At 41.1% G+C, this 12,560-nt stretch carries 12 protein-coding genes; 10 read left to right on the forward strand and 2 right to left on the reverse strand.

All coding sequences use genetic code 11. The annotated features are described in order from the left end of the window. Positions 1-291: 291 nt before the first annotated feature. The gene (gene tolC / locus AAEY57_RS05560) at positions 292-1,650 is read right to left on the reverse strand and encodes an outer membrane channel protein TolC (protein WP_138765115.1); all 1,359 of its coding nucleotides are present in this window, start codon (positions 1,648-1,650) and stop codon (positions 292-294) included. A 151-nt stretch (positions 1,651-1,801) separates the two neighbouring features. Here tolC and AAEY57_RS05565 point away from each other — a divergent pair, with 151 nt between their 5' ends. The 9 genes from AAEY57_RS05565 to rraB all read left to right on the forward strand — a co-directional run bounded on the left by AAEY57_RS05565 (position 1,802) and on the right by rraB (position 10,783). Next, positions 1,802-2,428, forward strand: a complete 627-nt coding sequence (locus AAEY57_RS05565; protein WP_138765114.1) for an NUDIX domain-containing protein — start codon at positions 1,802-1,804, stop codon at positions 2,426-2,428. A gap of 31 nt (positions 2,429-2,459) precedes the next feature. Then, positions 2,460-2,918: a DUF1249 domain-containing protein gene (locus AAEY57_RS05570; protein ID WP_008467737.1), complete on the forward strand. Its 459-nt coding sequence runs from the start codon at positions 2,460-2,462 to the stop codon at positions 2,916-2,918. Continuing rightward, the gene (locus AAEY57_RS05575; RefSeq protein WP_008110590.1) at positions 2,905-3,690 is read left to right on the forward strand and encodes a metallophosphoesterase; all 786 of its coding nucleotides are present in this window, start codon (positions 2,905-2,907) and stop codon (positions 3,688-3,690) included. The genes AAEY57_RS05570 and AAEY57_RS05575 overlap by 14 nt, the downstream gene beginning before the upstream one ends. Then, entirely contained in the window at positions 3,675-4,238 is a 564-nt protein-coding gene (locus tag AAEY57_RS05580) for a YqiA/YcfP family alpha/beta fold hydrolase (protein WP_008110593.1), read from the forward strand. Before AAEY57_RS05575 ends, AAEY57_RS05580 begins: the two co-directional genes overlap by 16 nt. 20 nt (positions 4,239-4,258) lie before the next feature. Next, positions 4,259-6,148 carry a DNA topoisomerase IV subunit B gene (parE, locus tag AAEY57_RS05585; protein WP_013465836.1) on the forward strand — a complete coding sequence of 630 codons (1,890 nt, stop codon included), beginning with the start codon at positions 4,259-4,261 and terminating at the stop codon, positions 6,146-6,148. 27 nt (positions 6,149-6,175) lie between these two features. Next, entirely contained in the window at positions 6,176-7,270 is a 1,095-nt protein-coding gene (locus AAEY57_RS05590; protein WP_008110596.1) for a PQQ-dependent sugar dehydrogenase, read from the forward strand. A gap of 10 nt (positions 7,271-7,280) precedes the next feature. After that, positions 7,281-9,578 carry a DNA topoisomerase IV subunit A gene (parC, locus tag AAEY57_RS05595; protein WP_008110598.1) on the forward strand — a complete coding sequence of 766 codons (2,298 nt, stop codon included), beginning with the start codon at positions 7,281-7,283 and terminating at the stop codon, positions 9,576-9,578. Positions 9,579-9,734: 156 nt separating this feature from the next. Continuing rightward, positions 9,735-10,448, forward strand: a complete 714-nt coding sequence (locus tag AAEY57_RS05600) for a 1-acylglycerol-3-phosphate O-acyltransferase (RefSeq protein ID WP_008110601.1) — start codon at positions 9,735-9,737, stop codon at positions 10,446-10,448. Beyond that, positions 10,448-10,783, forward strand: a complete 336-nt coding sequence (gene rraB / locus AAEY57_RS05605; RefSeq protein WP_008110603.1) for a ribonuclease E inhibitor RraB — start codon at positions 10,448-10,450, stop codon at positions 10,781-10,783. Before AAEY57_RS05600 ends, rraB begins: the two co-directional genes overlap by 1 nt. Before the next feature lie 68 nt (positions 10,784-10,851). Here rraB and AAEY57_RS05610 read toward each other — a convergent pair whose 3' ends face one another. After that, positions 10,852-11,823, reverse strand: a complete 972-nt coding sequence (locus AAEY57_RS05610; protein WP_008110605.1) for a zinc transporter ZntB — start codon at positions 11,821-11,823, stop codon at positions 10,852-10,854. A gap of 250 nt (positions 11,824-12,073) precedes the next feature. Here AAEY57_RS05610 and AAEY57_RS05615 point away from each other — a divergent pair, with 250 nt between their 5' ends. Continuing rightward, positions 12,074-12,496, forward strand: coding sequence for an ATP-dependent zinc protease family protein (locus AAEY57_RS05615; protein ID WP_350314652.1), 423 nt, complete (start codon positions 12,074-12,076; stop codon positions 12,494-12,496). The last annotated feature ends 64 nt before the right edge of the window (positions 12,497-12,560 follow it).

Consider the following 12,560-nt stretch of genomic DNA (forward strand, 5'->3'; position numbering starts at 1 on the left):
TCGCGGCGCGAGGTTTGTAACCTAGTGGGCTAAGTAAAAACCGAGCAACAAAGAGTTAATTGTCCCTAGGCAGAACCCTTCAGGCAGCGCCTGTTTGGCATTGATGCTACGTTATCGCCTATTTATGGGGAATAACCACACCACATAGACTCTGCCTTGCCTAAATACCAAACAGGCTGCTGCAAATTTAACCTTGAAAGGTCAACAGACCCTAGTTTAACGCTATGCGCCCAAAAATACAAAAAGCCAGCAAAAAGCTGGCTTTAGTGGTTATATAATGAAATATAGTGTTTAGTTAACCGTGTTTAACCCTTGGTTTATACCCACTAAGTCTTCGCGGCTTAATGTGCCTGTTGCTTGTTTTAGACGAAGCGTTGACATAACATAGCGATAACGCACATCAGCAAGATTACGCTTTGCATTGTATAAGTTTTGCGTACTGACGAGCACATCAACAATGGTACGTGTACCCACTTCAAAACCCGCTTCCGTGGCTTTTAATGCGCTTTGTGCTGAAATAACTGCTTGTTCAAGCGCTTTATAGGTCGCAATATCAGATACCACTTGATTATAAGAGGTAATAACCGTGCGGGTAATTGCGCGGTAATTGGCTTCGTAATCTTGGCTAGCTGCAACGTAAAATGCACGTGCTTGATCAGTAGCTGCAACTGTTGCACCTCCAGAGTATAAAGGCAGGCTAAAGTTAAGGCCTACTGAGGTTGAGTCTGCACGAGGTTGTCTAGTTAGGCTTGTACCATTTATATCTGTATCTGTTAAAGAGTCGCCATAACTTGCACTTAGGGTTAGCTTTGGATAGTGACCCGCTCTTGCCAGTTTAATTTGATCTTGCGCTATATCTACGGTTACTTTAGCAACTTGCAAGCTAATATTTTTATCTTTAGCAATATTTAAAAAGTCGCTAGAGTCTCGAGCTGGCTTAGTTGTAGAAAATGTCTCTGTATTTAAAAAGTCTAACTTAGCGTGATATTTACCCGTAATTTCTCGTAGTTGCTCACGCGCTGTTTCTACTGAGTTATTAGCAATAATTTCTTGTGCAACAGAGTTGTCAAACTGTGCTTGTGCTTCGTGTACATCGGTAATTGCCGTTAAACCAACAGCGTAACGTTGTTTAGTTTGTTCAAGCTGGCGTTCGATGGCGCGTTTTTCCGTTTTAATAAATTCAAGGTTATCAATCGCACTTAAAACGTTAAAGTAGCCTTCCGCAACACGAACAATTAAGTTTTGTTTCGCCGAGTCGTATTGAGCATTTGCTTGCAACGCTTGTTTGTCTGCAATGTCTAATGAGTTCCATGCGCCTAAATCAAATAAAGTTTGGCTTAAGCTAAGACCACGGGTGAACTGATCAGAGTCGCTTTCGACTTTAACTTGGCTTGTCAGGTCCGTCACACTTTGAAAAGAGGTTGAGTCACTTTTTGTATAACCCATTGTTAAACCAATTTGCGGCAATAATGCAGCCATTGCAGTATCTGCTTGGTAAGATTGTGCGTCTGCTTGGGCTTTTGCTTTTAAAACGGTAGGATCGTTGGCCGTTGCAATTTCAAAAACTTGTAGTAAATCTTCAGCGCTTGCTGCTGTTGTGCCTAATGCGCATGATAAACTAACTAGCGCCGCAAGAATGTTCTTTTTCATATGTTGTTCGGTCCTTAGACAATTTTTATACTAAAACCATGGTAACCTGTTTTACGTAATAACTAAAAATAAAAAGAGTAAAACAGTGCGTCGAAATGTAACAGAATATATTAACGTACTTCAAAGTTTTTAATAAGTAGAGGATGCTTACGTGCCAGATAAAAAACTTGTTCAGTTTACGCATAAAGATGTCAGCGTAAAGCCGGTCAAAAATTTGTATAAAGGCTTTTTTCAGGTTGATTTGTATCAGTTTGAACATGCCTTGTTTGCGGGCGGTAAATCAGAACTTATTAGTCGCGAGATTTTAGAGCGTGGAGACGCCATTGCTGTGTTGCCTTACGACCCCATATCAGACACTGTGCTTTTAATAGAACAAATACGTATAGGGGCTATTAAAAGCAAACATTCACCTTGGCTACTAGAATGTATTGCTGGAATGACTGACGGCAGTGACGATTATGAATCGGTCGTAAAGAAAGAAGCGTACGAAGAAGCTGGGCTTAATTTAACAGAGCTTGAATTTATGTTGTCTTACCTTTCAAGCCCCGGCGGTACTACAGAGCGTTTATATTTATATTTAGCTCACGCCGATTTAAGCCAAATGACTACTGGTATATACGGCTTAGACACCGAAGGTGAAGATATTAAAACCCATATTATGCACGTAGACGAAGCACTACAGCGACTTAATAGTGGTGAAATAGATAATGCGGCTACGGTAATTTGCTTGCAATGGTTAGCACTAAATCGCGACAGAATACGTAAGAAGTGGGCATAGTTTTTAATTTTTTAATAGTAATGGCGGTATTTTGACAGCACTTTTAACCACTAATCGATACATTCAAAGCCTTCCAAAGTATTTAACACTTTGTGAGCATAATTACGTACGCCTTTTAAAATTACTACCTCGTGAACGAGCGATTGGCAGTGTTAGAGAAATCAAACTGGGCCACAGTGAATTTGCCATCAACATAGATGACAATGCCAAGTACACCCTTGATGTATCTATTAAACAGTTATCAGGAATGGTACGTGGTATTTCGCCTTTGTATTTAACAGTGCGCTTATATAATGATGCTAAAGTAGCCGAAATTGTCCATCATGATTACCACCAACGAATCAAACCTTCCTATGGCTACCCTAATCCTAAGATGCATCAAAAAGATGAAAAGTATCAGTTGAATGCTTTTTTATATGATTGGTTGGTTGCCTGTGTAGAGCGAGGTCAATCAACACTTAATTGGGATGTAAATAATGGCTTGGTTTGATGATACGTATTATTTTGAGCAAGCCCAGCTTCGTATAGCCCATATAACGGATTGTCACCTTTTTAGCGATAAGCAGGGCGAGTATTTTGGGGTTAACACCGCAGAACATTTTACTAGGGCACTTACAGATATAGCAAAACAGCAGCCTGATGCCTTGATATTTGGTGGCGATTTAACCCAAGATCACAGCTTTAATTCCTATTTATTATTTGCTGAACTGATTCATAATAGTGACCTTGATTGCCCCGTATTTTGGGTTCCCGGCAATCATGATGAAATTGATCAGCTCAATTTAATTAGTGGCGGGCAAATACAACGCGCTAAACATATTGTGGCCCAAGGGTTTGAGCTTTTATTACTTAATTCTAAAGGAAATACCCCTGCTGGGTGGGTGACGCCCTCGCATTTAGAGGAAATTATGGCGTGTTTAGTCGATTCAGATAATCGTCATATTGTATTTTGCCATCATAACCCATTGCCTATTAATGGCTACCTAGATAAACACATACTAGAAAATGGGCCGCAGCTATTAAATTTATTAGTTAATAATGGCTGCGTTGATGCGCTGTTTCATGGGCATGTTCACAATGACTACCAACAGCAATTTAGAGAGCTTGATATTTACGCGACACCGGCCAGTTCCGTGCAGTTTACAAAGCACAGTGCTACTTGGCAGCAAGAAGATAAAGGGGCGGCTTATCGTATGCTGCACTTAAATGCTGAGCAACAAAAGGTGCATATACGCACGGACGTGGTATGGTTAAACGAGTAATCTATATTCACGGTTTTAATAGCTCTGAAAAATCATATAAAGCTGTGCGCTTTGGTGAGCTTATGGCACACTATGATGTTGATTATTGTGTGCCACGCTTAAATCATGAACCTATAGAGGCGATTATAGCGCTTGAACAACTATTAACACCGAATACCGTATTATTGGGCAGCTCGTTAGGTGGTTTTTTTGCCACGTATTTATCGCAGCGTTATCAAATTCCTGCGGTGGTAATTAATCCTGCCGTTGCCCCATATACATTATTAGAGCCTATACTTGGGCCTAATTATAATCCGTATCAAGATTATAATTACCAATTACAATCTCGTCATATAGATGCGTTAAAAGCATTAACGGTGACAGAGTTAAAACACCCTGAACTGTTGTATTTATTACAGCAAACAGGGGATGAAGTGTTAAATTTTCAGCACGCAATAAAGTATTACTCACAATGTAAACAGTTAATTGAATTTGGCGGCGATCATAGCTTTAATGGCTTTGAGCGAGCTTTTTCAAGCATTGTCGATTTTCTTAAAATCAGATATTAGCGTATATAAAGATAAAAACTATGACTCAACAAAATTATAACGCCGAAGCTATTGAAGTACTTAATGGATTAGAGCCGGTAAAACGCCGCCCAGGCATGTATACAGACACATCGCGCCCCAATCATTTAGGCCAAGAGGTTATTGATAACAGTGTTGATGAAGCAATGGCCGGGCATGCGACGCGTATTGATGTCATTTTGCATGAAGATAACTCACTTGAAGTGAGCGATGATGGTCGGGGGATGCCGATAGATATTCACCCTGAAGAAGGTATTCCTGGGGTTGAACTAATATTCACCAAATTACACGCAGGTGGTAAATTTTCAAATAAAAATTACCAGTTCTCTGGTGGTTTGCATGGGGTAGGTATCTCGGTCGTTAATGCGCTATCTACCCGCGTGGAAGTAACGGTTCGCCGTGACGCACAGCAATTTAGAATGGCTTTTGAGCATGGCGATAAAGTTGAAGATTTAAATGTTATTGGCTCAGTGGGTAAACGCAATACCGGTACTACCGTGCGCTTTTGGCCAGATACCAGCTATTTTGATTCTGCTAACTTTTCACTGACTAAGCTTAATCATTTATTAAAAGCCAAAGCGGTACTATGCCCAGGTTTGCGTATTAAGTTTGTAAATAAACAAACGAAAGAAACCCAAGAGTGGTTTTATGAAACCGGCTTAAAAGATTACTTAGTAGAAGCAGTTAAAGGCTATGAGATACTGCCTAAAGACCCATTTGTAGGTGAGTTTTCAAGTTCTATTGAAGGCGCTGATTGGGCCGTTGTATGGATGCCTGAAGGCGGTGAGTCAACAGCCGAAAGTTATGTAAACTTAATTCCTACCGCACAAGGTGGCACCCACGTAAATGGCCTGCGCCAAGGGCTTTTAGAGGCGATGCGTGAATTTTGTGAATTTAGAAACTTATTACCACGTGGTGTAAAGCTCACCCCAGATGATATTTGGGAACGTTGTAGTTATGTATTGTCGGTAAAAATGCAAGACCCACAATTTGCAGGGCAAACCAAAGAAAAACTCTCATCACGTTCATGTGCTGCGTTTGTATCGGGTGTCGTAAAAGATGCCTTTAGCTTATGGCTAAATGAGCACACTGACACCGCAGAGTTACTTTCTGAATTATGTATTTCAAATGCACAGCGTCGCTTACGCGCGGCTAAAAAAGTAGTTCGTAAACGTGTTACTTCAGGCCCTGCATTACCAGGCAAACTGACCGATTGTAGTGCTGCTGATAATGACCGCACAGAATTGTTTTTAGTAGAGGGTGATTCAGCGGGTGGCTCAGCTAAACAAGCGCGAGATCGTGAGTTCCAAGCAATTATGCCACTAAGAGGTAAAATTTTAAATACTTGGGAAGTAGAATCAGGGCAAATTTTGGCCTCTCAAGAAGTGCATGATATTTCAGTGGCATTGGGTATTGACCCCGATTCAAGTGATTTATCAGGGCTGCGTTACAATAAAATATGTATATTAGCGGATGCTGACTCGGATGGACTGCACATTGCCACTTTATTGTGTGCCTTATTTGTGCGCCACTTCCCACAATTGGTAAAAACTGGGCATGTGTATGTTGCTATGCCACCGCTGTTTAGAATTGATATTGGTAAAGATGTTTATTACGCGCTTGATGAAGATGAAAAAACGGGCATTTTAGCGCGTATAGAAGCAGAGAAAAAACGCGGTAAGGTAAACGTGCAACGCTTTAAAGGCTTGGGTGAAATGAACCCGCTACAATTGCGTGAAACAACCATGGATCCAAATACCCGTCGTTTAGTGCAGCTAACACTTGATGAAGAAGAACAAACAATGGAAATGATGGATATGTTACTTGCTAAAAAGCGATCATCAGATCGCCGCCAATGGCTTGAAGATCACGGTAACAAAGCACAAGTTTGATAAGCCTTTGGGCTACAGGAGAGGCAAATGAAAAGACTATTTAGCACACTGTTGTTACTCTGCTTTATGTCATCGCCAGTGATGGCGAAAAATATTCTCGACAAGCTGACGGCTGCCCCAGGGTTTGAAATAAGCTTATTTGCTGATGATGTTGAAAATGCTCGGCAAATTGCAGTATCAAGCCGAGGTATAGTGTATGCAGGGTCGCGTAATGCGGGTAATGTGTATGCATTGATTGATCATAACAGCGATGGTGTGGCAGATAAAAAAATAGTGATTGCAGAGGGACTGAATATGCCCTCGGGTTTAGCAATTAAAGGCGGTGACTTATATGTTGGTGAAGTGCACCGTATTATTCGTTTTAAAAATATCGATAAGCACCTCAAAAACCCTGAGTATGAAGTGTTTTATAGCGATTTACCGTCAGAGCGCCACCATGGCTGGAAGTTTTTACGCTTTGCGCCAAACGGCGAGCTGATTATTCCGGTGGGTGTTCCCTGTAATATTTGCGAAGAAGATCCTCGGTTTGGTCGTATTTTTTCGTTAAACACCGACACCAAAGAAATAACCACTTTAGCCAAAGGTGTGCGCAATACTGTAGGCTTTGACTTTCACCCTAGCACGCAAATGCTATGGTTTAGCGATAATGGCCGCGACATGATGGGGGATGATATTCCACCCGATGAGCTAAACCGCATCACTAAAGAAGAAGAACATTTTGGTTTTCCATACGTGCATGGTGGCGTTATTGTTGATCCGGAGTTTGGTGAAGGCAAAAAGATTGCTGACTACACTCAACCTGCATTGGCATTAGGTGCGCATGTTGCGCCATTAGGTATTCATTTTTATACCGGCAAGCAGTTCCCTGATAGCTATAAACAACAGTTATTTGTAGCTGAGCATGGTTCATGGAACCGCTCTAAAAAGGTTGGTTATAAAGTGGCTGTGGCAACTATAGAAAATGCCAAGGTAACAAAGTATACGCCACTGATCACCGGCTTTATGCAAGACGAAACGACATTTGGACGCCCTGTTGCATTTGCACAATTAAATGATGGCAGTCTATTGGTAAGCGATGATTACGCAAACGTAATTTACCGCGTAAGCTATAAGAAAAACTAGGTAAGCTTTAATGAGTGATACAGATACCTTGCTAATGCAAGGAATTGAACAGCAAACAATGGGGCGTTTTACCGAAGACGCCTATTTAAATTATTCAATGTACGTGATCATGGATCGTGCCTTACCGCACGTTGGTGACGGCCTAAAACCCGTTCAGCGTCGTATTATTTATGCGATGAGTGAACTGGGGTTATCGGCAAGTGCTAAATACAAAAAATCAGCCCGTACCGTGGGTGATGTATTAGGTAAATACCATCCTCACGGTGATAGTGCCTGTTATGAAGCCATGGTACTTATGGCGCAGCCGTTCTCTTATCGCTATCCCTTGGTGGATGGTCAAGGTAACTGGGGTGCAGCTGATGATCCTAAGTCATTTGCGGCAATGCGTTATACCGAAGCGCGTTTATCTAAATTCTCTGAGGTATTACTCAAAGAATTAGGCCAAGGGACCGTTGATTGGACGCCAAACTTCGATGGCACCATGGATGAGCCTTTAGTGTTGCCATCGCGCTTACCGCATATATTACTTAATGGGGTAACTGGTATTGCTGTGGGTATGGCAACCGATATACCACCGCATAATGTGCGTGAAGTGGCCAGTGCCTGTTGTTTATTACTTGATAAGCCAAAAACAGAGCTCGAAGAGTTACTGGGTTTAGTGCATGCGCCAGATTACCCAACCGATGCTGAAATAATTACGCCTAAAGCTGATATTCACAAAATTTATAAAACCGGCCGTGGCTCAATTAAAATGCGTGCAGTGTATTGTGAAGAGCAGGGCGATATCGTCATTACCGCTTTGCCGCACCAATGTTCGGGTGCAAAAGTACTTGAGCAAATTGCAGCGCAAATGAACGCTAAAAAGTTACCAATGGTGGCTGACTTACGTGATGAGTCTGATCACGAAAATCCAACCCGTATTGTGATTGTGCCGCGTTCAAACCGAATTAAAGCTGAGCCATTAATGGCGCACTTATTTGCCACCACCGATCTTGAAAAAAATTACCGCGTAAACTTAAACATGCTGGGCTTAGATGGCCGTCCACAGGTTAAAGATTTACGTAGTATTTTAACTGAATGGTTAACCTTTAGACGCGAAACAGTACGTCGTCGCTTGCAATATCGACTTGATAAAGTACTGGCTCGATTACATATTTTAGAAGGTTTACTGGCTGCCTTTTTAAATATTGATGAAGTTATAGAAATTATCCGCTCTGAAGATAAGCCCAAACCAATATTGATGGAGCGCTTTGATTTAACTGATATTCAAGCGGAAGCCATTTTAGAATTAAAACTTCGCCATTTGGCAAAACTTGAAGAGTTTAAAATTCGTGGTGAGCAAGACGAATTAGCCAAAGAGCGTGACAAATTAGAGCAAACATTGGGCTCAGACCGTCGCATGTCGACGTTGCTTAAAAAAGAAATTCAAGAAGCCGCAGAAATGTATGGCGACGATCGTCGCTCACCTGTTATTGAGCGTGTGGAAGCCAAAGCTCTGAGCGAAAAAGATTTAATCCCTTCAGAGTCTGTGACTGTTGTTTTATCTGATAAAGGTTGGGCACGGGTTGGTAAGGGTCATGACTTAGATGTAGAAGGATTAAATTACCGAGCTGGTGATGGTTATAGAGCATCAGCGCGAGGTAAAAGTAATCAGCCTGCGGTATTTTTAGATTCAGCTGGGCGTGCATTTGCGACCGATGCCCACAGCCTTCCTTCTGCAAGAAGCCAAGGCGAGCCAATGACAGGGCGCTTTAATCTAACCTCAGGCGCAAGCTTTGAGCACGTAGTTATGGGTGAAGACGCTCAAGTATTGCTAATGGCTTCTGATGCCGGTTATGGCTTTATTACTGACTTTAAAGATTTAGTCAGCAAAAACAAAAACGGTAAAGCGTTAGTGAGTGTGCCAAAAGGTGGTGTGTTACTTTCGCCAATTCGCGTTAACGACGTGGCTACTGACTACTGTATGGCGATTTCTAACGAAGGGCGGATGTTGTTATTCCCACTGCGTGACCTACCTAAGTTAGGTAAAGGTAAGGGTAATAAAATTATTTCTATTCCGGGTGCGAAAGTACAAGCCCGCGAAGAGTTTGTAAAAGTATTAGCTGTTGTGCCGCAAGGCAGCAGTGTAACGCTGCATGCAGGTAAGCGTAAGCTGACCCTTAAACCAAGCGACCTTGAGCATTACCATGGCGAGCGAGGCCGCAGAGGGAACAAGTTACCTCGTGGTTTACAGCGCGTTGATGAAGCTGTGGTAGAGTTAACACCGCAACAAGTTGATGAGCCAAATTCAGACGCAGAGCCAAGTTAATCTTGAGATCAAATTAGAAAACGGCTTACTCAGGTAAGCCGTTTTTTTATGACTGTTTTATTTCAGCGCACGCTTGTGCGCTATTTTCTCGTCTGCGTAACAAAATAACGTTATAATAAAACAATACATGATTGTGGTTATATTGGAGAGGCGCACTTGCTAGCTGTTATACGTATTTTAATAATGCTGTTGTTTATATTATTAAGTTGTTTTTTTGGTTTGTTGTTATCAATATTTAGACCATTTCATCCTAATAATGTGCATGTTATTGCAAGTTGGTTTGGCTCAATGACTAAAATGCTTGGGGTTAAATTAGAACTAAAATATCATCCCGATGCGCTTAAGGTAGGGCCTGCTGTGTATGTAGCGAATCATCAAAATAGCTACGATTTATTTACTATTCCAGCCATGGTACCAAAAAATTGTGTGAGCGTTGGCAAAAAAAGTCTTAAATGGATCCCATTTTTTGGTCAGCTTTATTGGTTATCGGGTAATATTTTAATCGACAGAGCAAATCGTTCAAAAGCTGCTGGCACAATCTCAAAAGCAGCGGCTAAAATAAAACAAAAAGGCTTATCGGTGTGGATGTTCCCTGAGGGGACGCGTAGTTATGGTCGTGGTTTACTCCCCTTTAAAACCGGTGCATTTCATACCGCAATGAGTGCAGAGGCGCCTGTTGTGCCAGTATGTATGAACACAACCGATAAAACCATTAAACTAAATCGCTGGGATAATGGTACAATTTACATTGAAATGTTAGCCCCCATAGCACTTGATAACAGTATCAGTGCCCGTGAACATGCTAAAAGTGTGCACAGTATTATGGCTGCTAAAATAACAGAATTAGATGCTCAAGTGAGAGAGAAATAATGGAAAACTGGCGTGAAATAAGTGAAGACATCGTAACTTCACTACTTGAAGATGGTTCCGATCCAGAAATTCTTTATGAAGTAGAACACCACTTTGTATGTGAAGACTTTACTAAGTTAGAACAAGCGGCATTGGCTGCGTTTAAACTAGGTTACGATGTAGAAGAGCCAGCAGAACTTGAGCTTGAAGACGGCGAAAAGATTTGGAGTTTTGACATTGTTGTTGAAGCCGAATTGGATGTTGACGTGATAATGGAAGACGTTGATAAGCTTGCACAGCTTGCGGTTGAATGCGACGTAGAATACGACGGTTGGGGCACTTACTTTCAAGAGTAAGGGTGTCCAATGCAAAAGGCGAACAATGATGTTCGCCTTTTTTGTGCCTTGTTGGATCTGTATTGTAATTACAGCCACTTTTTATTTTTAAAGTAAATACCAATCCCACCAGTCAAAACAACCAAAAAGACCACAAATGCAGTAAATGCATAGGGGCTTTCTGTTCCAGGTATACCGCCGACATTGACCCCCAATAATCCAGTTAAAAAGCCCAGCGGTAAAAATAAAGCAGCCACCACCGACATCACATACATACGCTGATTTAATTGCTCAGACACTTGGTTAGTAATGGTTTGCTGAATAACGAGTGCACGTTCTATTGAACTATCGAGCTCTTCTAAATAGCGAATAAGTAAATTGGTGGTTTCATTTAGCTTGGCTTTATCATCGTCAAACAGCCATGGGTAATGATTATTAACCATGTTGCTGAGCGCTTCTTTTTGCGGTTTTAAGTAACGTTTTAGCGCGATTGTTTGGCGGCGAAGTTGCGACAAGCCTTGGTTATCAAACTTTTTACTAGGCTCATCAATTTCTTCTTCAAAATCATCTAAGCTTTCATCTAGTTCATCTATTACCGTTTGCATACGTGAAGTGAGCTTTTGCGCTAAGCTACACACTAGTTCAGAAATACTGCTTGGCCCCTCATTATTATTTAACGAGGTTAGAATATCTTGCACTGATAATAATCGGCGCTTACGGGTAGTGATCACCACGTCTTTATTAATAAATAGGCGAATAGACACCATGTCTTCAGGGCTTTGCGCTGGGTTTAAATTGATTCCACGTAAAAACAGCATATGGCCATTCATTGTAGGAGTAATGCGAGGACGTGTTTCATCTGCGGTGAGTGATTCAAGTTCGTAGTCGTTTAATTGGCCGCAGTTTTTTAACCAATCAACGGCTTCTTTTTGACTGTAATCCATATGCACCCACAGCTTTCCATCAGTAGGTTGCCATTGGTGTAACTGTTTACTGTTTTCTATTGGGCGAGCCCCGCCTTGTTCATCAAGAATAAGCGCATGAAGTAAACCATTGATCATAATAATTTCTCATAGATAGTATATTTTTAATACAGTTGACTGTAGTGTATTTAACTTAGCTTTACTTTGTAGAGTTAATCAACAAAAAATTGTTTTTTAGCCTATGGTTAAGTGCATACGTTAGGGGTGCATTGTTAAACGAGTTAACTTAAAAGGTCAATCAAATCGGCTTATCGAGTAGATGAATTTATTTTGTTGGTGTTTTGTTGACTGTAGCGTATAAAACACTTTTTTTACTAAGGGCACATTTATGACGACAAAAATAACAGTTGGTTGGCGTGAGTGGTTGAGTTTACCCGAGCTGGGCATCGAGCAAATTAAAGCAAAAATAGATAGCGGTGCACGTACTTCCTGTATTCATGCAATTAATATTGAAGAATATGAAGTGGAAGGCGAAAAATGGGTTAAATTTACAGCCCAACCATTGCAAGAAGACGAGCAAACGCAAATTACCTGCAATGCCAAAGTTAAAAAGATGAAGTACGTTACCAGCTCTAGTGGCCAAAAAGAATTGCGTTACTTTATTGAAACTACATTACATGCCGGCGAATTTAGTTGGCCAATAGAAATTACATTAACAAGTCGTGCGTCAATGAAGTTTAGAATGTTATTAGGACGCACAGCTATGGAAAATCGTATAGTCGTTGATCCGGCTTTATCACATTTATTATAAGAATTCGTTGAGTAGCAAACATACTTATATGTGCTTGCTCAACATAATTTAGTTAAGGTTTTAA

Origin of the sequence: Pseudoalteromonas sp. MER144-MNA-CIBAN-0113 (assembly GCF_040308965.1) — a bacterium.
Classification (GTDB): domain Bacteria; phylum Pseudomonadota; class Gammaproteobacteria; order Enterobacterales; family Alteromonadaceae; genus Pseudoalteromonas; species Pseudoalteromonas tetraodonis.

What these genes read in the sequence shown, in the direction of transcription:
- AAEY57_RS05590 (WP_008110596.1), top strand. Translation starts at nt 6,176, where the DNA reads ATGAAAAGACTATTTAGCACACTGTTGTTACTCTGCTTTATGTCATCG.
- parC (WP_008110598.1), top strand. Translation starts at nt 7,281, where the DNA reads ATGAGTGATACAGATACCTTGCTAATGCAAGGAATTGAACAGCAAACA.
- rraB (WP_008110603.1), top strand. Translation starts at nt 10,448, where the DNA reads ATGGAAAACTGGCGTGAAATAAGTGAAGACATCGTAACTTCACTACTT.
- parE (WP_013465836.1), top strand. Translation starts at nt 4,259, where the DNA reads ATGACTCAACAAAATTATAACGCCGAAGCTATTGAAGTACTTAATGGA.
- AAEY57_RS05580 (WP_008110593.1), top strand. Translation starts at nt 3,675, where the DNA reads ATGGTTAAACGAGTAATCTATATTCACGGTTTTAATAGCTCTGAAAAA.
- tolC (WP_138765115.1), bottom strand. Translation starts at nt 1,650, where the DNA reads ATGAAAAAGAACATTCTTGCGGCGCTAGTTAGTTTATCATGCGCATTA.
- AAEY57_RS05615 (WP_350314652.1), top strand. Translation starts at nt 12,074, where the DNA reads ATGACGACAAAAATAACAGTTGGTTGGCGTGAGTGGTTGAGTTTACCC.
- AAEY57_RS05610 (WP_008110605.1), bottom strand. Translation starts at nt 11,823, where the DNA reads ATGATCAATGGTTTACTTCATGCGCTTATTCTTGATGAACAAGGCGGG.
- AAEY57_RS05575 (WP_008110590.1), top strand. Translation starts at nt 2,905, where the DNA reads ATGGCTTGGTTTGATGATACGTATTATTTTGAGCAAGCCCAGCTTCGT.